Annotated in this window: 20 protein-coding genes; 7 read left to right on the forward strand and 13 right to left on the reverse strand. The window is 73.5% G+C overall.

All coding sequences use genetic code 11. The annotated features are described in order from the left end of the window. Positions 1-1,650 carry an ATP-binding protein gene (locus ABZ924_RS21370; RefSeq protein ID WP_361911908.1) on the reverse strand — a complete coding sequence of 550 codons (1,650 nt, stop codon included), beginning with the start codon at positions 1,648-1,650 and terminating at the stop codon, positions 1-3. A gap of 302 nt (positions 1,651-1,952) precedes the next feature. On the opposite strand from ABZ924_RS21370, the gene ABZ924_RS21375 reads away from it, so the two are divergent. Then, positions 1,953-2,579: a hypothetical protein gene (locus ABZ924_RS21375; RefSeq protein ID WP_361911911.1), complete on the forward strand. Its 627-nt coding sequence runs from the start codon at positions 1,953-1,955 to the stop codon at positions 2,577-2,579. Positions 2,580-2,601: 22 nt separating this feature from the next. Here ABZ924_RS21375 and ABZ924_RS21380 read toward each other — a convergent pair whose 3' ends face one another. Beyond that, a complete protein-coding gene (locus ABZ924_RS21380; RefSeq protein ID WP_361911914.1) occupies positions 2,602-3,798 on the reverse strand; it encodes an ROK family transcriptional regulator in 1,197 nt (398 codons plus the stop codon). 118 nt (positions 3,799-3,916) lie between these two features. Further along, positions 3,917-4,273, reverse strand: coding sequence for a PRC-barrel domain containing protein (locus ABZ924_RS21385; protein ID WP_361911916.1), 357 nt, complete (start codon positions 4,271-4,273; stop codon positions 3,917-3,919). A gap of 235 nt (positions 4,274-4,508) precedes the next feature. Between ABZ924_RS21385 and ABZ924_RS21390 the strand changes: the two genes are divergently transcribed. The 3 genes from ABZ924_RS21390 to ABZ924_RS21400 are packed head-to-tail and all read left to right on the forward strand — an operon-like array spanning position 4,509 to position 6,844. After that, on the forward strand, positions 4,509-5,225 hold the full coding sequence (locus tag ABZ924_RS21390; protein ID WP_361911919.1) for an HAD family hydrolase: 717 nt from the start codon (positions 4,509-4,511) through the stop codon (positions 5,223-5,225). 39 nt (positions 5,226-5,264) lie between these two features. After that, positions 5,265-5,840: a hypothetical protein gene (locus ABZ924_RS21395; protein WP_361911922.1), complete on the forward strand. Its 576-nt coding sequence runs from the start codon at positions 5,265-5,267 to the stop codon at positions 5,838-5,840. Next, entirely contained in the window at positions 5,837-6,844 is a 1,008-nt protein-coding gene (locus ABZ924_RS21400; protein ID WP_361911925.1) for an NAD-dependent epimerase/dehydratase family protein, read from the forward strand. Before ABZ924_RS21395 ends, ABZ924_RS21400 begins: the two co-directional genes overlap by 4 nt. A 367-nt stretch (positions 6,845-7,211) precedes the next feature. Here the strand turns inward: ABZ924_RS21400 and ggt are convergent, their stop codons facing one another. Further along, on the reverse strand, positions 7,212-9,029 hold the full coding sequence (ggt, locus tag ABZ924_RS21405; RefSeq protein ID WP_361911928.1) for a gamma-glutamyltransferase: 1,818 nt from the start codon (positions 9,027-9,029) through the stop codon (positions 7,212-7,214). Between the two features lie 127 nt (positions 9,030-9,156). On the opposite strand from ggt, the gene ABZ924_RS21410 reads away from it, so the two are divergent. Continuing rightward, the gene (locus tag ABZ924_RS21410; RefSeq protein ID WP_361911930.1) at positions 9,157-9,882 is read left to right on the forward strand and encodes a hypothetical protein; all 726 of its coding nucleotides are present in this window, start codon (positions 9,157-9,159) and stop codon (positions 9,880-9,882) included. On the opposite strand, the gene ABZ924_RS21415 is transcribed toward ABZ924_RS21410, so the two are convergent. The 6 genes from ABZ924_RS21415 to ABZ924_RS21440 form a co-directional block, all read right to left on the reverse strand. Next, positions 9,842-11,134 (reverse strand): cytochrome P450, encoded by a 1,293-nt coding sequence (locus ABZ924_RS21415; RefSeq protein WP_361911933.1) that lies wholly within the window; start codon positions 11,132-11,134, stop codon positions 9,842-9,844. The genes ABZ924_RS21410 and ABZ924_RS21415 overlap by 41 nt on opposite strands. Before the next feature lie 73 nt (positions 11,135-11,207). Continuing rightward, on the reverse strand, positions 11,208-11,738 hold the full coding sequence (locus ABZ924_RS21420; RefSeq protein WP_361911936.1) for a hypothetical protein: 531 nt from the start codon (positions 11,736-11,738) through the stop codon (positions 11,208-11,210). Beyond that, on the reverse strand, positions 11,735-13,177 hold the full coding sequence (locus tag ABZ924_RS21425) for a HAMP domain-containing sensor histidine kinase (RefSeq protein WP_361911939.1): 1,443 nt from the start codon (positions 13,175-13,177) through the stop codon (positions 11,735-11,737). Before ABZ924_RS21425 ends, ABZ924_RS21420 begins: the two co-directional genes overlap by 4 nt. Further along, positions 13,174-13,869 (reverse strand): response regulator transcription factor, encoded by a 696-nt coding sequence (locus ABZ924_RS21430; protein WP_361911942.1) that lies wholly within the window; start codon positions 13,867-13,869, stop codon positions 13,174-13,176. The genes ABZ924_RS21425 and ABZ924_RS21430 overlap by 4 nt, the downstream gene beginning before the upstream one ends. 39 nt (positions 13,870-13,908) lie before the next feature. Further along, positions 13,909-15,552, reverse strand: coding sequence for a murein biosynthesis integral membrane protein MurJ (gene murJ / locus ABZ924_RS21435; protein WP_361912008.1), 1,644 nt, complete (start codon positions 15,550-15,552; stop codon positions 13,909-13,911). A gap of 143 nt (positions 15,553-15,695) precedes the next feature. Beyond that, positions 15,696-16,805, reverse strand: a complete 1,110-nt coding sequence (locus ABZ924_RS21440) for a peptidoglycan bridge formation glycyltransferase FemA/FemB family protein (protein WP_361912010.1) — start codon at positions 16,803-16,805, stop codon at positions 15,696-15,698. Positions 16,806-17,154: 349 nt separating this feature from the next. Here ABZ924_RS21440 and ABZ924_RS21445 point away from each other — a divergent pair, with 349 nt between their 5' ends. Then, positions 17,155-18,306: an Ig-like domain-containing protein gene (locus ABZ924_RS21445; protein WP_361912013.1), complete on the forward strand. Its 1,152-nt coding sequence runs from the start codon at positions 17,155-17,157 to the stop codon at positions 18,304-18,306. A 128-nt stretch (positions 18,307-18,434) separates the two neighbouring features. Then, complete coding sequence (locus ABZ924_RS21450) at positions 18,435-20,030, forward strand: CocE/NonD family hydrolase (protein WP_361911945.1); 1,596 nt, start codon at positions 18,435-18,437, stop codon at positions 20,028-20,030. Positions 20,031-20,051: 21 nt separating this feature from the next. Here ABZ924_RS21450 and ABZ924_RS21455 read toward each other — a convergent pair whose 3' ends face one another. Genes ABZ924_RS21455 through ABZ924_RS21465 form a run of 3 tightly spaced genes read right to left on the reverse strand, consistent with a single transcriptional unit; the run spans position 20,052 to position 21,932 of the window. Then, entirely contained in the window at positions 20,052-20,795 is a 744-nt protein-coding gene (locus ABZ924_RS21455; protein ID WP_361911948.1) for an amino acid ABC transporter ATP-binding protein, read from the reverse strand. 43 nt (positions 20,796-20,838) lie between these two features. After that, complete coding sequence (locus tag ABZ924_RS21460; protein WP_361911951.1) at positions 20,839-21,432, reverse strand: histidine phosphatase family protein; 594 nt, start codon at positions 21,430-21,432, stop codon at positions 20,839-20,841. 56 nt (positions 21,433-21,488) lie between these two features. Beyond that, positions 21,489-21,932 carry a DUF6278 family protein gene (locus ABZ924_RS21465; protein ID WP_361911954.1) on the reverse strand — a complete coding sequence of 148 codons (444 nt, stop codon included), beginning with the start codon at positions 21,930-21,932 and terminating at the stop codon, positions 21,489-21,491. Positions 21,933-22,002 lie beyond the last annotated feature (70 nt).

A 22,002-nucleotide genomic window follows, 5' to 3' on the forward strand; every position in this document is an offset into this window, starting at 1 on the left:
TCACGGGTGCTCTCCCTTGCTCGCCGCGGCGGGCGAGGCGTCTGTGTTGTGGCTCGCTGCGCCGCGACGGCTCGCGGCGGTCTTGCTGCTGTCCGCGGACAGTCCGTCCTGGAAGGCGGCCAGCCACATGCCAGGCTGTACCTCGGGCTGTGGTGCGGGCTCGGTGGCGGCGCGGTCCGCGGCTGCCGCCGCGGCGATGAACGGGTCGGTGGCGGCCTGGGGCAGGTCGGTCGCGGCCACGCGGGCCCGGCGGCGGCGCTGCGGGAGGCCGGTGGCGGTCCGCTCGGTGACGACCGGTACGTCGTCGGCGTCGGACCAGTACTGCGGGCCGGTGGCCGGCCGGGCCGGCTGCGGCGGCGTGTCGGCCGCCTCGGCGGCGGATGCCCTGGCGGGGGACGCCCCGACGGGGGCCGTCCCGTCCGGGGCCCCCGGGCGCTCCGGGGCCGGCGGGAGGGCGGCCCGGGGGCCGGAGGCGGTGCCGATGCCGTGGGCGACGCCGGTGGCCGCGGAGGCGGTGGTGATCAGGGCCTGCGGGATGACCAGCACGGCGCGCACGCCTCCGTACGCGGACGAGCGCAGGGAGACCTGGAAGTCGTACGCCTGGGCGAGCCGGCCGACGACCGCGAGGCCGAGGCGCGGCGTCTCGCCGAGGTCGGTGAGGTCGATGCCCTGCTGCGCCTGGCGGAGCATGCGCTCGGCGCGCTTGCGGGCCTCCTCGCTCATGCTCACGCCGCCGTCCTCGATCTCGACGGCGATGCCCGAGTTCACGTCGACGGCGGTCAGGTGGACCTTGGTCTGCGGCGGGGAGTAGCGGGTGGCGTTGTCGAGGAGCTCGGCCAGGGCGTGGATGAGCGGTTCGACGGCGGGTCCGACGACGGCGACCTGGGAGACCGAGTGGAGTTCGACGCGCTGGTAGTCGATGATCCGCGACATGGCGCCGCGCAGCACGCTGTAGAGCGGGACGGCCTTGGACCACTGGCGGCCGGGCCGGGCGCCGCCGAGGACGGCGATGGAGTCGGCGAGGCGGCCGATGAGGGCCGTGCCGTGGTCCAGGCGCAGCAGGTCGCCGAAGACGTCGGGGCTGCGGCCGTGGCGGTCCTCCATCTCGCGGAGTTCCTGCGCCTGTTGGTGGACGATGGCCTGAACGCGACGGGCGATGTTGACGAACGCGCGCTGGGCGGAGTCGCGCAGGTCCTCCTCGGCGACGACGGCGTCGAGGACGGAGCGCAGCACGGCATGGTGGGCGGCGCGGAACTCGGGGGTGAGGCCGGGGCCGTGGGTTCCGGGCTCTTCGAGGGAGGCGAGCACCTCCTCGGGGAACTCGCCCTTGCGCAGGCGCTCCACGACGTCGGGGAGCAGTTCCTGGGCGAGGCGTACGGTCTCCGTCTGCTGCCGGTACAGCGCCGCCTCCTGCGCGGCGACCGCGGCGCGCAGGAGGGCCACGGCCTTGCCGCGCCGGGCGGCCTCACCACAGGCGAGGGCGACCGCGACGAAGGCGAGCGCACCCACCCAGGCCACGGGCGTGCGGGCGGGTGCGGACACCAGCGCCACGGCGACGGCCGCGGCGACGGCGGTGGCCGCGGCGGGCAGCGCCCATAGAGCAGGTGAGGTGGGCCCTGGACTTCCGGGCGACGATCCCACGCGAACCATCAGAACCCTCAAACGATCGAAAGCGAATGATCATATGACAACGGCCCGGAATCCTAGCGCCTTCGGCGCGTGGGTCTTGACAGCAGGTCATGATCTGGACACAGCGGGCTGGTTGCTGACGCCGGATCTGGCCTGAATCCGTATGCGCGCCGGTCGGAGGGGCAATCGGCGGCGAATCGGAGCCCGTTGCGGCCGACCGGGACCCCGCGCGGAACGTCCCCTTCCTCCCCAGTAACAATGATCTTCGAGCCGGAGGTGACCAGCCGGTTCGTCAGCACAACCACGGAACAGGAGCGCACGCGTTGAACCAGCAGGCGCGCGAACAGGCCCACCCCTTCCTGCACCAGCACGAGCGGCTCGTCGCCGCATGCGCCTATGAACTCGGCCCCGGCGTGCCGCACCCGCCCGAGTCGCTCATCGCCCCGCCGGAGCCCTCCTCGCTCAGCCGGCGGATCGAGGCGAAGGTACCGCGTCCGCTGCGGGAGCTGGTCAAGTCCCAGCTGGATCCCCGGCACTCCAAGCCCGCCGCCGCGGCGAACGCCCTCGACCGCGCACCGGACGCACTCGACGCGCTCGGCAGCCGGCTGATGCACGGCAGCAGCATGGAGGGCGGCTGGCAGAGCGCCGCCGGCCGCTTCGTCGTCAGCCGCGCGAGCGCCCGGGGCTCGGTGACGGGCGTCCTCGCCATCACCGACAGCCGGTGGTTCGCGCTCACCGACGTCTCCCCGCTGTGGCGGACGACTCCGGCGATGAAGCAGTACTGGGAAGCACCGCGCTCGGCGGTCTCGGCCGTGCGCGCCAACCCCAAGGGCGTGCTCCAGAAGGGCCGGATGGACATCGAGTTCACCGACGGCTCATGGGTCGCGGTGCTCGCCTCGCCGGCCGCCCACGCGGCGCCGTTCGCCCAGGCGGCCGCCTACCACCGCTGACCCGGTGCGGAGCCCGGCGGCCTCAGCGCGAGGTGTCGAAGACCTCGTCGCGGACGGCGGTGAGGGCGGCCTCCAGGGCGCCCCGCAGCACCGGGCGCTCGCGGATCTCGCCGAGCACCAGGGGCGGCCGGCACACCGACAGCCCATCCAGCTCGGCCTCGACGAGCTCCCGCAGCGGCTCCCCGCCGGCGAGCATCAACCCGCCCGACAGCACCACCAGTTCGGGGTCGAGCACGGCTGCGACCGAGGCCAGGCCGGTGGCGACACCGGCCGCGAACTCCTCCAACAGGGCCCGGTACGGCCCGTCCCCGGCCCGTGCGGCGTGCTCCACCAGGGCGGTCGCCACCCGGAGCGCGGACTCCTCGGGGGGCCGGCCGGCGCGGGGCCGCAGGGCCTCGACGTCGGCGCGGTAGTCGATGCCGAGGCGCTGCGCGATCCGCGGCAGCGCCTCGCAGCCGGCGAGGTCCTGGTAGCCGCCGGTCTGCGCCGCGTCGACGTTGCGGACGAGGGGGGTGCCGGGCACGGGCATGAAGCCGACCTCCCCCGCCCCGCCGCTGCGGCCGCGGTGGAGCCGTCCGCCGAACATCAGCGCGCCGCCGATGCCCTCCTCGTTCCACAGCAGGAAGAAGTCGTCCCGGCCGCGGGCGGCTCCGCTGCGGTGCTCGGCGACGGCGACCAGGTTCACGTCGTTCTCGCACCGGGCCGGCACCGCCAGCCCTTCGGCGAACTCGGCGGCGAGCGTGGGCGATTGCCAGCCGGAGAGGTGGCTGGGGTAGCGCAGCCGGCCGTCCTTCGGGTCGAAGGCGAGGGGCGTGCCGATGACGACCCGGTTCAGCGCCTCGGGGGCCAGGCCCGCCGCCCGGGCGGCACCCGCCAGGGCGGCCTCGACCTGGCGGACCTCGGGGCCGAGCCGCTCCGGGCCGGCCAGTTCGTACGTGCCCAGCGTGCGGCCCGTCAGATCGGCGACGGCCGCGGTGATCAGGCCGGGGGTGACGTCGAGTCCGGCCGCGTACCCGGCCGCCGCGTTGACGGTGTACAGGACGGCGCCCGGGCCCCGGTGGCCGGCGGAGGTGCCGCTCTCCACCACCAGGCCGGCGTCTTCCAGCCGGGCCAGCATCTGCGAGGCGGTGGGCTTCGACAGCCCCGTCAGCCGGCCGATCTGGGCCCTCGAGAGCTCCCCGTGGGCGAGCAGCAGGTCCAGTGCGGCCCGATCGTTCATCGTCCGCAGTACCCGGGGGACCCCGGGAGTCGTCGCCTTGTTCACACGAGCCCCGAGCTCCGATCGGCAGGTTGGTTTTCAGTCTATCCGCCGATCAAGGCCCGGGGCCCGGGCGCCGTCAGAGGCCGGGGAACATGCCGTAGTAGCCGCCGATCCGGCTGCGGTACTCCCGGTCCTCCTCCAGGAGCTCGTCCCGTACGAACGGGGGCGCGTTCTTGATCTGCTCCTTGGTCAGGCCCACGTGGACCTTCTTCTCGTCCATGTCGATGCCCGTCACGGTCCCGGCGGGCAGGAGGACTTCCTTGCCGAAGATCCACGGGCCGGTGTCGACCACGAGATAGGCGTCCTCGACCTCGTCGGAGTGCTTGTCCACCTTTCCGATGCTGCCGTCGGCGGCCTCCACCTTGAATCCGGTCAGGTCCGCGTCCGTGATGCGGCCGACCGTGACGCGGTAGGCCCAGACATTGCCGTCCATGGCGGAACAGCCTCCTTTCTCGGTTCACCGATCGATGCTTCGGCATGTGTACGCCGCGTCTGCCCCCCCGGCACCGCCCGTACACCTTGCAGATCCCGCGGAGGCGTTTTTACCGTTTTAGGTGGACCGCGCGGGGCAGGCGGCAGTCGTGACCGGTCCGAAGCCCCTGCTGAAGCCCGAGCCGACCCCTGCCGAACCCTCCTGCCCCGCACGACGACCGGATCGGAGAAGCCGCATGAACGTCCCGCAGTCCGGCCCGGGCGGCCCCCGCACCCCCGATCCCTCCGCCCGCGCGGCCCTCTTCGACGTCGACGGCACGCTCACCGACACCAACGCCCTGCACGTGACCTCCTGGTGGGAAGCACTGCGCCAGGCCGGACACCACATCCCCACGCACGCCGTCCACCACGCACTCGGCCTGCCGGGACGGGACCTTGTGGCACATCTGCTCGGCCCCGACCGGGACAGGGACGAGGACGAGCGGATCAACACCGCCCACGACGTGCTCTACGCGACGTACTTCGACCGGATCGCCACCACGCCCCGCGCGGGGGACCTCCTGCACGCGCTCGCCGCCGACGACTGGCGCGTCGTCCTGGTGACCTCCGCCTCGGGGGCCGAGCTGTCCGCACTGCGCCGGGCCATCGACGCCGACGACGCGATCTACGCCACCACCAGCTCCGACGACGTCGACCGGGGCAAACCCCACCCCGAGCCCATCCACCAGGCCCTGGAGCTCGCCGGCACCCCGCACGGAAGGGCCGTGTTCGTCGGCGACAGCGTCTGGGACATGCGGGCCGGCCGGAACGCGGACGTGGCCTGCGTCGGGCTGCTCTGCGGCGGGATCCCCTCGGCGGACCTGGAGGCGGCCGGCGCCGGCTCCGTACGGCAGGATCCTGCGGACCTCCTCCACAGCCTCGGCACCGGCCCCTTCGCGCAGGTCGGCGCCTGACCACAGCACGGCGCGACACCACACGAGCGGAGCTGTGACATGACCCCCGACCCGGAACGCCTCCTCAGCATCTACCTCAACGACCACCTCGGGGGCTCGGCGGCCGGCGTCGCCCTCTCCCGCCGCATGACCCGCGCCCACCGCGGCACGCCCTCCGAAGCTCCCCTGGCCGCGCTCGCCAAGGAGATCGCAGAGGACCGCGACACCCTGCGCGAGGTCATGACGGCCCTCGACGTGCCCGTGATGACGGCCCGGTCCCTGGCCGGTCGGCTCGCCGAGATGGCCGGCCGGATGAAGCTCAACGGCCGGATCGTCTCCCGCTCCCCGCTCAGCGACGTACTGGAGCTGGAAGCCCTGCGCCTGGGCGTGGAGGGCAAGCTGCTGATGTGGCGCTGCCTGCAGAACATCGCCCGCACCGACGGACGCCTGAGCGACCACCGGATCGACGAGGCGGCGCTCGACCGCATGCTGTTCCGCGCCGCACGGCAGATCGGGGTCCTGGAGCGGCTGCGGCTCGCGGCCGCCGAGCGCGCCTTCGCTCCCGGAGCCGAGGAATCCGTACCGGTGCGGCACCATCGGCGCCCGTTCCACCGGAAGGCCGGGTGGGCGTCATGAGGGTCGTCGTCACCGGAGCCACCGGCAATGCCGGCACCAGCGTGGTCCGCGCCCTGGCGGCGGACCCCGCCGTCACGGACGTCCTGGGCATCGCCCGCCGCGTCCCCCGCCACCAGGTCCCCGGCGTGCACTGGGCGGCCGCCGACATCGAGCCCGGCAGGGACGGCCTCGACGAGCTCTTCGCCGGTGCGGATGCCGTCGTCCACCTCGCGTGGAAGTTCCAGCCCACCCACGATCCCGAGGAGACCTGGCGCACCAATGTGCTGGGCAGCATCCGCGTCTTCGAAACCTGTGCCCGTACGGGCGTACAGGCCCTGGTCCACGCCTCCTCGGTCGGCGCCTACTCGCCCGGACCCGACGACGGGCGCCCCGTCGACGAGTCCTGGCCCACGCACGGCTGGCCCGGGGCGGCCTACACCCGCGAGAAGGCCTACCTGGAGCGCTACCTCGACGGCTACCAGCTCGCCCACCCCGAACTGCGGGTGGTCCGCATCCGGCCCGCGTTCCTGTTCAAGCGGGCGTCGGCGTCCGAGCAGCGGCGGATCTTCGCCGGCCCGCTGCTGCCGTGGAAGCTGGTGCGGCCGGGGTTCGTCCCGGCGCTGCCCGCCGTGAGCGGGCTGCGGTTCCAGGCGCTGCACACCGAGGACGCGGCCGAGGCCTACCGGGCGGCCGTCCTGCGCCCGGTCCACGGGGCGTTCAACCTGGTGGCCGACCCCGTGATGGACACGGCTGCCGTGGCCCGGCTGCTCCACGCCCGTACGGTGCCGCTGCCCGCCGGGGCCGCCCGCGCCGCGCTCGCCGCCGCCTGGCGGTTGCACCTCGCTCCGGCGGCGCCGGGGCTGCTCGACGCGGTGCTGCGGCTGCCGCTGCTGGACGCGGGGCGCGCCCGCGCCGAGCTCGGCTGGGAGCCGGCCCGTACGGCCACGGAGGCGGTCGGGGAATTCCTGGAGGGCCTCCGCGAAGGCGCCGGCCTCGACACCCCACCCTTGGCCCCCGCCGGGTGATTTCAGCCTCGCCGGCGTTTGAGGCGCCGGGTCTGGGGCGGCGCCCCAGAAGCCCAGCCTGCCCCCCGACGCTGGGACCGGGGGCCGGGGGCCGCCAATCCAGCCCCGCCGGCGTTTGAGGCGCGGGGTGGGGCAGCGCCCCAAGAAACCCGGCTCCGCCGGGCACCGGGCTCCGCCCGGACCCGCGCCTCAAACGCCGGCGGGGCTGATTTCAGCCCGCGCGGCGTTTGAGCGCACCGGGCGCGAAGCGCCCGGAACGGGTCCGGGCAGAGCCCGGTTTCGGGAAGGGGCGGGGAGGGGACTGCTCCGCGCAGCGGCGGGCTTTCGACCCCGCCGGGCGGGGGCGGGACGGGCGGGCCGGGCGGAGCTACGGGGTGCCGTGCGGGTGGACCGCCATGGCCGAGCCGCCGCCCCGGCGGGCGGTTTCGGCTGCGGCGAGCCAGCGGCCGTCGGGCAGCCGCTGGACACCCGTGGCGGCGCCGATCTCCGGGTTCTGGCGGAAACCCTGCCCCAGGGCTTCGAGTTCGGCGCGCAGCGGGCTGTTCCACAGGGCCGGCTCCAACTCGGTGGTTGCCTGGTTGCGCTGGCTGGCCCGCGGCGCGGCAATGGCGTCGACCAGCGGCAGGCCCCGGTCCAGGTGCTCCGTCAGGGTCTGCAGGACGGTGGTGATGATGGTGGCGCCGCCCGGGGAGCCGACCGCGAGCACCGCCCGGCCGTGGTCGAGGACGATGGTCGGGGACATGGAGGACCGCGGCCGCTTGCCCGGGCCGGGCAGGTTCGGGTCCGGGACCCCCGGGAAGGCGGGGGCGAAGGAGAAGTCCGTCAGCTCGTTGTTGAGCAGGAAGCCGCGCCCCGGGACGGTGATCGCGCTGCCGCCGGTGGACTCAATGGTCAGGGTGTACGACACCACGTTGCCCCAGCGGTCGGCGACCGTCAGGTGCGTGGTGTTCTCCCCCTCGTACGTGGTCGGCGCGGCCTGCCCGCCCGCGGTGCAGGGCTGCTGCGGCGCACGCGGGTCCCCGGGCGGCAGGGGGCTCTTCAGCGTCCGGTCAGGGCTGATCAGGCAGCCGCGCGCGTCGGCGAACCGCTGCGAGAGCAGCTCGCGCGTCGGGACCTGCTCGAAGGCCGGGTCGCCGACCCACCGCCCCCGGTCGGCGAACGAGATCCGCGAGGCCTCGATGAAGCGGTGCAGGTACTGCGCCTCCGACAGGGAGCCCAGGTCGGTGCGTTCCAGGATGTTCAGCGCCTCCCCGACGGTGGTGCCGCCGGAGGACGAGGGGGCCATGCTGTAGACGTCCAGGCCGCGGTAGCCCACCCGGGTCGGCTCCTGCCGCTTGGTGGCGTACGCGCGCAGGTCCGCGGCGGTCAGGTCGCCGGGGCGGACCTTGCGGGTGGCGGCCGGGTCCACGGGCGGCTTGCGCACCGTGTGGACGATGTCGTCGGCGATCGGCCCGCGGTACAGCGCACCGGCGCCCTTGCGGCCGAGCTCCGCGTACGTGGCGGCCAGGTCGGGGTTCTTGAAGGTGGCGCCGACCACCGGCAGGGCGCCGCCCGGCAGGAAGAGCCTGCGGGTGTCGGGGAAGTCCTTGAAGCGGGCCTGGTTGGCCTCGGTCTGGGCCCGGAAGGTGGCGTCCACGGTGAAGCCGTCGCGCGCCAGTTTCTCGGCGGGGCGCAGGAGTTGGCCGAGCGGGCGGGTGCCCCAGGCGTCCAGGGCGCTCTTCCAGGTGGCGGGGGTGCCGGGGACGCCGACCGAGCGGCCGCTGGTCTGGCCCTCCTCGAACGGGATGGGCGCGCCGTTCTCCTGGAACAGCTCGGCGGTGGCGGTCTTCGGCGCGGTCTCGCGGCCGTCGATGGTCTGCACCCGGCGGGTCTTCGCGTCGTAGTACACGAAGTAGCCGCCCCCGCCGATGCCCGCCGAGTACGGCTCGGTCACCCCGAGCGCGGCCGCGGTGGCGACGGCGGCGTCCACGGCGTTCCCGCCGGAGCGCAGGACCGCGATGCCGGCGGCGCTGGCGTCGGCGTCGACGCTGGCGACGACCCCGCCGTAGCCGACGGCGACGGGGACCTTGGCGGGGGTGCCGGCAGCCTGCGGCGGGGCCGACGGCGGGGCGGCGGCGCCGGTCGCGACGAGCGTGCCGGCGAGGGCGGCGGCGAGCGCTAACTGACGTGGGGCGGGACGACGCATGGCGTACCTCCGGTCGACGGCCTGTCAGACCCCCTGCGGACGGGCGGCAGGGCTGCCTGCGGTCGGCACTGTAACTTCACCGCACCCCCCGCGTCAGGAAGGCCGTGCCCGGGCTAGCATCCGCCGCATGAACGACGACGTGCGCAACATCGTGCTCGGGGTGGCGGCCACCGCCATCAGCGGCGGCTTCGGCTGGTTCACCCGCACCTACGTGTGGCGCCGGGCGCTGCGCCGCAAGCAGGCGTTCTTCGGCCTGCCCACCGGCTCGGACTGCCTGTTCGTGGTCAACCGGCAGATGGGCGGCACGGAGGGGTCGGTGCACCGCAACGACACCTTCGCGCTGCTGGAGATATCCGCGCTGATCAAGGACTGCGGGGCGAACCTGCAGATCGTCTCGCACGACGCGGTCCGCCAGGGCTTCGGGGAGCGCGCCGAGTTCTGCATCGGCGGGCCCGCGTCGAACCACCGGACCACCGCCCACCTGGCGTCGATGCTGCCGGGCATACGGGTCGACACCTCCACCGAGGCCGGACCGGACCGCGGGGCGATCCACGTCGGCGGCGAGACCTACCGGTGGCAGAGGGGGCAGGCCGAGTACGTGGTGCTGGCCCGGCTGACGACCGGGCCGGGCACCCGGCCGGTGTTCCTGATCTCCGGGCAGACGGCGGTCAGCAACCAGGCGGGGGCCCGCTTCCTCGCCCGCAACCACCAGCGCCTGGCCCGCACCTACCGGGGGAACTCCTTCTGCGTGCTGCTGAAGGTGACCAACTCCGACGCGTACGGCCCCGACGTGGCCGAGCTGCTGGCGGACGTCACCGTCCCGGCCCGGACACCCGCAACGGCAGACGCGTGATCCCGTTGATGAAGTTCGACACCAACCGGCGTGGCGTGCCCGCGAGTTCGGGAGCGGGCATGGCCGTACGCCACTCCTCCTGGAGCACCCGCAGCTGGAGCCGGGCGAAGTGCGCGCCCAGGCAGACGTGCGGGCCGTCGCCGAATGACACGTGGGGGTTGGGCGTGCGGGCGAGGTCGAGGCGGCCGGGGTCGGCGAAGACGCGCTCGTCGTGGTTGGCGGAGGCGTGGAAGACCACCACCTTGTCCCCCGCCCGGATCGGCTGCCCGGCCAGCTCGGTGTCGGCGGCGGCGGTGCGGCGGAAGCTGAGCACCGGCGGGTGGACCCGCAGGAGTTCCTCCACCGCCCGCTCCACCGGGACCTCGCCCGCGGCGAGCCGCCGGTAGGCGTCCGGGGCCCCGGCGAGGGCGAGCAGCGCGCCGGGGGCGGCGCTGCGCACGGTGTCGTTGCCGGCGACGGTCAGCAGGAAGAAGAACATCTCCAGTTCGGCCGGCTCCAGTCCGGCCCCGGCGAGCGAGGTCATCACGTCGTCGCCGGGGTGGCGGCGCTTGTACGCGGCCAGCTCGCGGGCGTACGCGAACATCTCGCCCAGCAGCGCCGGGGACCGGGGGTTGAGCGGCCTGCCGTCGGGGCCGCGCAGCGGTTCGGGCGCGTCCTCGGGGTCCTGGTAGCCGATGACCCGTACGGTCCACTCCAGCAGCAGGCCCCGGTCGGCGGCCGGGACGCCCAGCAGGTCGGTCAGGTTGAGCAGGGCGTACTCGTCGGTGACGGCGGCGACCACGTCGGCGGCGCCGTCCTCTGCCCCGTCGCGGGCCCCGGCCAGCAGCGTACGGGCCCGCTCGCGGACCCGGGCCGCGAAGGCGTCGACGCGGGCCGGGGTGAAGGCGCGGGAGACCAGCCGGCGCAGCCGCCCGTGGCCGGGAGGGTCCTGGTTGAGCATGGTGCGGCGCAGGAAGGGCAGGTCGGCCGGGTCGGGGTCGCGGATCTGGGTGGCGCCCAGCCAGGAGGAGTACGCGGTGTGGTCGCGCAGCACCCGGACCACGTCGGCGTGCCGGGTGACCGCCCAGAAGCCGGGGCCGGCGGGCCAGCCGTCGAACTCGGGCTCCTCCTGCCAGGCCACCGGGTGGCGGTCGCGCAGCAGCCGGTAGGCCTCGTGCGGGACGCCCTCGGCGTAGCGGCGCGGGTCGAAGACGTCGGGCACGGGGGCGGTGGCCGGGGCCGGGTGGGCCCCGTCCGGGGCGGCGGCATGCATGGGGCCACCGTGGCGGGCGGGGCCACGGTCCGCAAGGGGGCCGGCGGTCCGGTCGGCCGGGCGGCCGGCCGGTTCAGGGGCGGCTCGTGATGCAGGGGGTGGCGTCGACGACGGTGTCCGGGCCGCGCAGCGCCGCCAGGTAGTGGCTCGGCAGGGAGGACAGCGCGGTGCAGACGAGCTGGCGGCGGGCCGGGTCCGGCAGGTCCTCCACCATGATCGGCAGGACGACCTCGACGACGGCGCTGTTGGACTGCAGCACCCGCACCTCGGCGGCGGTCTTGGAATCGAGGACGGGGACGGCGGTGCGCAGGCCCGCGGCCCGCTCCTGCTGGGTGGGTCCGGCGAGGAGCCGGGCGAGGGCGCCGCCCGGGCTGGGCGAGGTGTACGGCACCGAGGACGGGGCGAGGCGGCCGTCGAGGGTCAGGTAGTACACCATCGAATCCTGGTTCGGTACCGGCACGGTCATCTTGGCGGGGGCTCCGCTCTCGATGACCCCGGTCGGCTTGATGCCGCACCCGGTGAGCAGCAGTCCCACGGCGGCGGGGAGGGCCACCGCGCGTGCGGCCGCCGGGATCCACCGCGACGGGGTCCGGGGCGGCGTCATGCGTCGGCCTCCAGCGGTATGTCGAGGGTGAACACCGCTCCCCCGGCCGGGCCGTTCGCGGCGACCAGGGTGCCGCCGTGCAGCCGCACGTTCTCCAGGGTGATGGCGAGGCCGAGGCCGCTGCCGGCGGAGCGGGTGCGGGCCGCGTCGGCCTTGTAGAAGCGGTCGAAGATGTGCGGCAGCACCTCGGGGGCGATGCCGGGTCCGCTGTCGGCGACCTCGACCATCAGCCGGTCCCCGCCGGTCTCCGGCCGGGTGGACACGGTGACGCGGACGGGCGCGCCGCCGTGCCGCAGGGCGTTGCCGACGAGGTTGGCGAGGACGACGTCGAAGCGGCGCGGGTCGAACCGGGCGCGGACCTGCCGGGGGAGGTCGGTGACGACCCGTTCGTCGTCCCAGTGGCGGCGTTCCAGTGTCTTGCGGACGGCTTCGGCGACGTCCACGTCGTCGAGGTTCAGTTCGGCGGCGCGGGCGTCGAAGCGGGAGATCTCCATGAGGTCCTCCACCAGGACGGCGAGCTTGCCGGTCTCGGCGCTGATCAGGCGCAGGGCGGCGGCCGTGTCCGCGTCGAGGCGTTCGGCGTCCTCGTCGAGGACCTCGGTGACGGCGAGCATCCCCGCGAGCGGGGTGCGCAGTTCGTGGGAGACGTCCGAGGCGAAGCGGCGGGCCCGGGTCTCGGCGTCCCGGAGTTCGGCCACCGAGGCCTCCAGGGCGCGCGCCGTCTCGTTGAAGGTACGGGCGAGTCCGGCGAGTTCGTCGGCTCCCCGGACCTCGATGCGGGTGTCGAGGCGGCCGCGGCCCATGTTCTGGGCGGCGCGGCGCAGGTCCCGTACGGGGCGCAGCACGCTGCGGGCTGCGAGCAGGGCGGGGATGACGGCGATCGCGAGACCGGGGACGGCGCCGCGTTTGGCGGCCTCGACCATGGCCTCGACGGTGGCGTTCTCTGTGGCGAGGGGCATGGTGACGAAGACGACGAGCCCGGTGGGCCGGGTGGCGCCCTGGTGGGTGAACACGCCGGGCATGCCGACCGTCAGGTAGGGGGTGCCGGCCGGGCCGGTGACACGCTGGAAGGCGCCGTGCGGGTGGGCGGTGACCTCCCGGCGGAGCTGGTCGGTGACCAGGGTGGAGGTTGCGGCGCCGGTGCTGGAGGCGCGCAGGCTGCCGTACTCGGCGAACACGTTCCAGGGATGCGGTTTGCCGCGCTTGGTGAGCTCCATGACGATCTGCTCGAGCGCCGTCTGCTCCATCGGCAGCGAGACGGCCTGGGTCTCCATCAGGTCGCGCAGCGTGCTGACCGCGGTGTCCTGGCTCTGCTTGAGGACGGCGGTGCGGGCCTGCTGGTAGGTGAGTGCGGCCGTGGAGACCGCGCTGATCGCGGCGACCAGGAGGAAGGCCGCGATCAGCCGGGTGCGCAGGCCCAGCGGGGCGATGCGCCTCACCGGAGGGCCGCGAGCGGGCCGAAGCGGTAGCCGAAGCCGCGTACGGTCTGGATGTAGCGGGGCGCCGCCGCCGGGTCCTCGAGCTTGTGGCGCAGGCGCCGTACGCAGGCGTCCACGAGCCGGGCGTCGGCGTGGTAGCTGTGCTCCCACACGTACTCCAGGAGCTGCTGGCGGGAGAAGACCTGCTCGGGCGAGGCGGACAGGTGCAGCAGGAGCTTGAGCTCGCTGGGGGCGAGGGCGAGGCGCTCGCCGTTCTTGGCGACGCTGAGCCCGGCGCGGTCGATGGCGAGCTCCCCGTGCTGCTCCACCCCGGGCCGGCTTCCGGACGGGGGGCCGAGGCGGCGCAGGACGGCCTTGATGCGGGCCTCGATGACCTCGGTGCGGGCGGGTTTGACGATGTAGTCGTCGGCGCCGGCCTCGAGGCCGACGACGATGTCGAAGTCGTCGCCGCGCGCGGTCAGCATGATGATCGGGACCTGGCTGGTCTCGCGGATGCGGCGGCAGACCTGGACGCCGTTGATCCCGGGCAGCATCAGGTCGAGCAGGACCAGTTCCGGGCGGAAGGCCCCCATCAGCTCGAGGCCGCCCTCGCCGGTGTCGGCGGCGCGCACCTCGTGGCCGCGGCGGCGCAGGCCCAGGCCCACTCCCTCCCTTACGGAGGGGTCGTCCTCGATCAGCAGTACGCGTGGCATCGGGTTCGGCTTCCCAGGCGGCTCGTGGCCGTTCCCCCGCTAGCGGCCGCTCTTGCGCCGCAGGGAGGCCGGCAGGTCGGTGATCTCCGTCAGGCGCAGCGGCCCGGCGAGGACAACGACGCCGAACATGATCACCGCGGTTCCCGATGCGGCCGCGGCGATGTCGCCGAGGCCCTCGGCGGCGCGGGCGGCCGCGTACCCGGCGGCCGCCGCGGGCACGGTGGCGGCGAGCAGCCGCAGGTGGGTGCCGAGGGCGGTGGCGGGAGCGCGCCGGCCCGCCGTGCCGCCCGGACCCGCGGCACCGGCCGGACCCGCCGCAGCGCCCTCGCGCGGGCCGAGCCGCCGGGCGAGGGCGTACGCGGTCACGGCGAGGCCGGCGAACAGGGCGACGGTGTACGCGGCGGCCATGCCGGTGACCGCCCAGCGCGGCGGCAGCAGCAGGTACGCGGCCGCCGACAGCCCGGCGTTGAGGCCGGCGATGACCAGGTTCAGGCAGAACGGGGTGCGGGTGTCGGACAGGGCGTAGAAGCCGCGCGAGAGGACGTACTGGCCGGAGAAGGCGATCAGGCCGGGCGCGAAGGCGACGAGCATGCCGGCCATGGCCTCGATGTCGGCGGCGCCGGTGCGCCCGTACCCGAAGACGCTGCCCATCACCCAGGGCGCGAGGGCGGCGAAGAGGGCCGCGGCCGGGACGACGAGGGCGGCGCTGGAGCGCAGCGCGTACGACACGTCGCGGCGGACCGCGGCGAGGTCGGCGTCGGCGGCGGCCGCGCTCATCCGGGGCATCAGGGCGGTGACGAGGGAGACGGTCACGATGCCCTGGGGGACGATCCACAGCTGGTAGGCGTTGCTGTAGGCGGTGTAGCCGGCGCCGCCGGCGAGGCCTGCCAGCTCCGCCTGCCGCCCGGCGGTGGTGGACAGCCGGGTCACGACCCAGTAGCCGATCTGGTTGGTGAACACGAGCATGACGGTCCAGCCCGCGTTGCGCAGCGGGCGGGCCAGGCCGTGGCCGCGCCAGTCGAAGCGGGGGCGCCAGCGGAAGCGGGCGGCGCGCAGCGAGGGGAGCAGGGCGAGGGCCTGGACGACGATGCCGGCGGTGGTGCCGAGGCCGAGCAGGCGGGTCTCGGCGGCGCTGAGGCCTTCGGCGCCGTCGTGGGCGAGGAAGAGGAACAGCCCGAAGACGGCGATGATGACGAGGTTGTTGAGGACGGGGGTCCACATCATGGCGCCGAACCGGCCGCGGGCGTTCAGCACCTGCCCGAGCAGGGTGAACAGCCCGTAGAAGAGGATCTGCGGCAGGCAGTAGCGGGCGAGGGCGACGGCCGTGCTCGCCTGCGCGCCGCTGTACGGGGTGTACGCGGCCACGATCAGCGGGGCGGCCAGCACGGCGGTGGCGGTGAGCAGCACGAGGGCCGCGGTGCAGGCGGTCAGCAGCCGGTCGGTGTAGGCGGCCCCGCCGTCGGCGTGCTCCTTGGCGGCGCGGACCAGCTCGGGCACGAAGACGGCGTTGAGGGCGCCGCCTATGAGGAGCATGTAGAGGATGTTCGGGACGGTGTTGGAGACGGCGTACGTGTCGCCCAGCAGACCGGTGCCGAGCGCGGCGACGACGACGGCGGAGCGGACGAACCCGGTGGCGCGGGAGACGATGGAGCCGGCGGCCATGAGCGCGCCGCTGCGCAGCACCGAGGACTTGGGCGCCGCCGCGGCGGACGTACCCCTGCCCTCGGGTCCGGCGCTGCCGGTGGGCGCGACGCTGCCGCCGGAGGCTTCGGTGGCGGCGGCGGGCGTGCCGGCGGCGGCCGCGGCGGCAGGCGTGGCGGCGGCCGTCACCGGCGGGCCAGGTAGGCCTGGAAGGCCTTGTAGAGCGCCGCGTTGGCGTATCCGTCCACGGGTGTCTCCCACTCGCCGAGCGTTTCGACGACCTGCCCGCCGGTGCCGAGCTTCCAGCGCAGCAGCCCGAAGGAACGTTCGTCGGGGTCGAGGGTGGAGGGTACCCCGCGCATGTCGTATTCGTCCGCTCCGAGGGCGTGCGCGTCACGCATCATGCGCCACTGCAGTGCGTTGCTGGGGCGGACCTCGCGGCGGTGGTCGGCGGAGGCGCCGGTCTGGTACCAGACCCGGCTGCCGGTCGTGATCATCGTGTGGGCGGCGAGCACCTCGCCCCCGTGGACGGCGAGGTAGAGCCGCATCCGGCCCGGCATTTCGGCGTTGAGGGCCTCGTACTGCCGCTCGTAGTACGCGAGCGAGCGCCCGAGGCGGAAGCCGTCGCGCTCCTCGGTGATGCGCAGCAGGCGGTGGAACTCCGGCAGGTCGGCGGCGGTCCCGAGGAGCGTCTCCACGCCCGCCTTTGTGGCCTTGCGCACATTGCGGCGCCATTCCTGGTTGAGCCCGGACCAGAGGTCGTCCAAGGTGCGGCCGGCCAGCGGGACGCGGAAGACGTGGCGGGGCTGGGCGTCGCCGTCGTCCTCGCCGCCGCAGCGCCGCCAGCCGCGGGTGCGGAGCCGGTCGGCGAGCGCGGCCCCGACCGGGTCGACCTCGGCGGCCAGGACGTCGCCGATCCGCCGGCCGGGTCCGGTGGCGGCCTTGAGGATGGCGGCGTCCCAGCGGCGGTAGGCGGGGGCGGGGCCCATGCGCACGGCGAAGGCGCCGGCCGCGCGCAGGTGGCGCAGGAGGGGGTTCAGCCAGCGGTCGAGGTACGGGTCGGACCAGTCGGCGGCGGGGCCCTCGGGGAGGTAGGCGAAGTATTTGCGGGTGCCGGGGAATTGGCGGTAGAGAACGAGCCCGCCGCCGACGATTTCACCGTCCGGGTAGTGCCATCCGACCCTTTCCGAGCGCCAAAGGTCCTTTACCCCGGCCCAGGAGGGGTACTGCAGAAAGCTTGCATTCCGGTACCGGGAAAGGAAGGTCAGATATTCCGCTTCGGAGAGGGAGCGCACCCGAAGGTCCCGGCGGGGGTCCTGGTCCTGGTGCCTCCGATCGGGGGTCGCGAGCAGTGCGCACACGGCTGATGGCCTTCCTGTCCGTACGGTCGTGGGGTGACAGGACTCTCACAGGCGTCCGTGACCGATCGGCGCGGCGATTGTGACCGGATGATGACCGTTTCGCTGCGGTCGACGTCACAGAGATGAGTCCGAGCTTTTCGGCGGATCGCGCAACCTACAGTCGCCCTGTCCGCATCCCTTTTGGCGGACGTTCATTGCCGCTGCCGTTTGAAAGGGCCCTTCGTTGAGCCGTACACGCCGTTCCGCATCGACCCGCCGCGCCGCGCTGGCGGGTACCGCACTCATGGCCGCCGCGCTGACCGCCTGCAGCGGCGGATCCGGCGGCGGGGGCGCCGACGGCAAGGCGGAGATGAAGAAGAAGGCGGACATGGCGATCTCCGTGAACCTCACGGGCGATCAGGCCAAGCCCGGCGAGCCGGTGACGGTCACCCTGGCCGCGGGCAAGCTGGCGCAGGTGAAGGTCTCCGACGGCAAGGGCGGCGAACTGCCCGGGAAGATAGCCGACGACGGCCGGACCTGGACCTCCGAGCGCAACGCGGCGCCGGGCACGGACTACAAGGTCGAGGCGCAGAACACCGACAGCCAGAGCGCGAGCGCCCAGTTCAAGACGACGGCCGCGGACAAGGTGAACAAGGTCGCGATCGTTCCCGGCAAGGGCTCGACGGTGGGCGTGGCCCAGCCCGTCTCGCTGGTCTTCGACAACCCGGTGAAGAACAAGGCCGAGGTGGAGAAGCACCTGAAGGTGACCACCTCGAACAACACCGAGGGGTCCTGGGGCTGGTTCAAGGACTACACCGGCAACGACCGGGTGGACTGGCGGCCGAAGGACTACTGGAAGTCCGGCACCGAGGTCAAGGTCGAGATGAACCTCAACGGCGTGGACTCGGGCCAGGGCGGCGGCTACTTCGTCCGCGACTACGTCACCGACTTCAAGATCGGCAAGGACCGGCGGCTCCAGGTCGACCTGGATGCGAAAAAGATGTCGGTGGTCGAGGACGGCCGGACGGTGAAGACGATCCCGGTCTCGGCGGGCACGCCGGGCGGCCAGAAGGCCTCGTGGTCCGGGAAGATGGTGCTGATGTCCAAGGAGGGCACCATCCGGATGGACTCCCAGACGGTGGGCCTGGGCGACTCCTACGACAAGATGGTCGACTACTCGATGCGCGTGACCTGGTCCGGCATGTACATCCACGCCGCCCCGTGGAACGCGGGCAAGTTCGGGCAGGTCAACGCCAGTTCCGGCTGCGTGGGCATGAGCGACTCCGATGCGAAGGCGCTGTTCGAGATGGCCCAGGTCGGTGATGCGGTCGAGGTCACCGGCAACGGCTCCAAGGGCAAGGCCGACATCGGCAACGGCTTCGGCGAGTGGAACCTCTCCTGGGAGGACTGGAAGGCCAAGAGCGCTCTGAACGGGGCGGCGCCGCAGAACGGCTGACGGCCCTTCGGCCGGGGCGGGTTGTCCGACAGATCGTTACCAGCGCGTAACTTACCGGTGGGTTACCTCAGGTAAGGTCCGCCGGTTACCGTCGAGTACCCCACACCGGCACATACGAGGAGCCCTCGATGGTCCGCACCCCCACCGCGGCGGCCGTGGCGGCCGCCCTGACCGTGGCCGCCCTGGGCCTGGCCCCCACGCAGGCCCGGGCGGAGACCACCGCCCCGGCCGCGGCCGCCGTGACCGCCGCAGCCTCCTCGCCGGAGCTGCGCTTCCACGACATCCCGGGCTCCGGCGGAATCACCCTCAAGGGCAACGTGGTCACCCCGGCCGACGCCGTACCCGGCCGGACGTACCCGCTGATCGTGCTCCCGTCGAGCTGGGGCATGCCGCAGATCGAGTACATCGCCCAGGCCAAGAAGCTCGCCGACACGGGCTACGTCGTGGTGAGTTACACCTCCCGCGGCTTCTGGCTCTCCGGCGGCCAGGTCGAGGTGGCCGGCCCGCCCGACGTCGCCGACGTCTCCGCCGTCATCGACTGGGCCCTGGCCCACACCCCCGCCGACGCCGGCCGCATCGGGGTCGCCGGGGTCTCGTACGGCGCCGGCATCAGCCTGCTCGCCTCCGCACACGACGCCCGCATCAAGGCCGTGGTCGCGCTCAGCGGCTGGGCCGACATCACCGAGTCCATCTACTCCGGCCGCACCCAGCACGTCCAGGCCGCCGCCCTGCTCGGCGCCGCCGGCTACCTCACCGGCCGGCCGAGCCCCGAACTCCGGCAGGTTCTGGCCGACTTCGCCGGCTCCCGCCTGGACCGCGAGCAGCAGCTGATCGACTGGGGGCGGCAGCGCTCGGCCTCGGAGCAGATCGACCGGATCAACGCCAACGGCGCCGCGCTCATGCTCGGCAACGCCTGGGGCGACACCATCTTCCCGCCCAACCAGTACGGCTCGTTCTACGAGAAGCTGACCGGCCCCAAGCGGCTTGAGTTCCGCCCCGGCGACCACGCCACCGCCGAGGGCACCGGCCTGTTCGGCCTGCCCAACGACACCTGGACCAACGCCCACCGCTGGTTCGACCGCTACCTCAAGGGCGAGCGCAACGGCGTGGACACCGAGGCCCCGGTGCAGATCAAGTCCCGCAGCAGCGAGGGCTACGAGGGGTACCCCAGCTGGAAGGCCGTCGGCGCGGCCGCCACCGAGAAGCTTCCCCTCTCCGACACCGAGCACGTCTTCACCGGCATCGACTCGGGTGCCGACGGCGGTATCGTCCTGCTCTCCAGCGCCCTCGACCAGTTCGTGAAGGCGCCCCCGGCCGCGGCCGTCCCGCTCCTGCCCCGCGCCTTCGCCGCGGTCTGGCAGTCCGGGCGCTACGACACGGAGCAGCGCATCCGCGGCACGGCCAGGCTGCACACCACGGTCACCCCGACCCGGTCCGACGGCACGTTCATCGCCTACCTCTACGACGTCGGCCCGCTCGGCATCGGCAAGCTGGTCACGAACGCCCCGTACACCTTCCACGGCAGGACCCCGAACCAGCCCTTCGGCGTGGACCTGGACCTGTTCTCGACGGCGTACGACGTCCCCGAGGGCCACCGCCTGGCCCTGGTCATCGACACGGTGGACCCCCTGTACATCGAACACAACCCCCTGGGCGCCGGGCTCACCTTCACCTCCCCCCGCACCGACCCCTCGTACGTGACGGTCCCGCTCCGCGAGAAGTGACGGGGTCCCCGGCCGGGACGCTCAGTGCTTGAGGATCTTGGAGAGGAAGTCCTTGGCGCGGTCGGTTTCCGGGGAGGTGAAGAAGGCCTGCGGGGTGCGGTCCTCGACGATGCGGCCGTCGGCCATGAAGACGACGCGGTGGGCGGCCGAGCGGGCGAAGCCCATTTCGTGGGTGACCACGACCATGGTCATGCCCTCGGCGGCCAGCTGCCGCATGACCTCCAGCACCTCGTTGATCATCTCCGGGTCGAGGGCGGAGGTGGGCTCGTCGAAGAGGAGGGCCTTGGGGTCCATCGCCAGGGCGCGGGCGATGGCGACGCGCTGCTGCTGGCCGCCGGACAGCTGGGCGGGGAACTTCGGCGCCTGGTCGGCGAGGCCGACGCGCTCCAGGAGCTCCAGGGAGCGCCGGTCGGCCTCGTCCTTCCTGCGGTTCCGGACCTTGATCTGGGCGAGCGAGACGTTGGCCAGGACGGTCTTGTGCGCGAAGAGGTTGAAGGACTGGAAGACCATGCCGACGTCCGCGCGCAGGGCGGCCAGGTCCTTGCCCTCGGCGGGCAGCGGCCTGCCCTCGAGGGTGATCGTGCCGGACTCGACGGTCTCCAGCCGGTTGATCGTCCGGCACAGGGTCGACTTGCCGGAGCCGGAGGGGCCGATGACCACCACCACCTCCCCGCGCCCGACGGTGAGGTTGATGTCCTTCAGGACGTGCAGGTGCCCGTAGTGCTTGTTCACGTCCCGCAGTTCGATCAGCGGTTCCCCGGCCATGTGTGGTGCGTCCCTGCCCTGCTGTGGTGGTGGACGGTTGCGGTCAGGGCCGACTATCGCCGGGTGAGGGGGTCTTCGCCCCGCCGACACGCCAGCCGGTCGGGAGCGTGTAGGACCAGCCCTCCTGCCATCCGAAGGGTGCGTCGACCAGCTCCTCCAGGGAGGCACCGGCCAACAGGCAGTCCAGGGCCCACTTGTTGGCGGAGTGGGCGATGAGCAGGACGCGCTGCCCGTCGAAGCCGGCGGCCAGGTCGTGGAGGAAGGCTTCGGTGGCCGCGACGACCTGGCGGTAGCTCTGGCCGCCTCCCGGGTACGGGGTGTCGATGTGCCGGGAGCGGCAGCCTTCCAGGGCGGTCACCGGGCCGCCGTTGAGCTCGCCGTAGTCGCATTCGCGCAGCCGCGGGTCCCGGTGGATCGGGACGGCGGTGCCGGCGAAGGCGATCCGGGCCGTCTCCACCGCCCGGTGCAGGTCGGAGACGAAGACCGCGGCGAGGCGGTCCTCGCGGCGGCGGTCGCCGAGCCGGGCGGCGAGCCGGCGGCCCGTCGCGGACAGGCGGCCGGGCAGCCGACCGGTGGCCACGCCGCGCTCGTTGTCCTCGGTGAGCGAGTGGGTCTCGTAGACGATGTCGACGCTCATGCCCCTCCGTTTTCGGATCTTCCACGGGCCGTCCATCAAACGACCCACCGGGCGTTCTAGATGCCTTCGGATGCCTCTGCGTACGCCTGGGAGAGCTCCGGGGAGCCGGTCATCGCCCAGGAGACCCCCGACTCGATCACGTTCAGCTCGCGGCCCGAGGCCAGGCGGATCACCGGCTGGCCGTTCGGCCAGAGCTGCCAGGTGGCGCCCAGGCGGGAGCGGATGATCACGGTGCCGAGGTAGAAGCCGGCGTCGTTGCCGAGCCAGGGGACGAGTTCGGGGTCCCGGCGCCAGCGGGGCATCAGCTGGTCCAGCGCCTCCAACGAGGCCGGGCTCCCATCGAGTTCGAGCCCGGCCGCCCGCGCGTGGACGCGCAGCATCTCGCATTCCGAGAACAACTCGTTGACGCTCTCGGGGTCCTCCGCGAGGGCGGCGGCCAGTCCCGCACCCCGTTCCGTGTCGTTCCGGTTGAGCCAGTGGTCCAGGAAGGGGATGTTCATGTCGCCCAGCCTGGCACCAGGACGCCCGCCTGGCCACAGGGCGCGCCTGGATCCGGCTCGGCGGACCGGG

It is taken from the genome of Streptomyces sp. NPDC046876 (genome assembly GCF_040645035.1).
Taxonomy (GTDB): Bacteria; Actinomycetota; Actinomycetes; order Streptomycetales; family Streptomycetaceae; genus Streptomyces.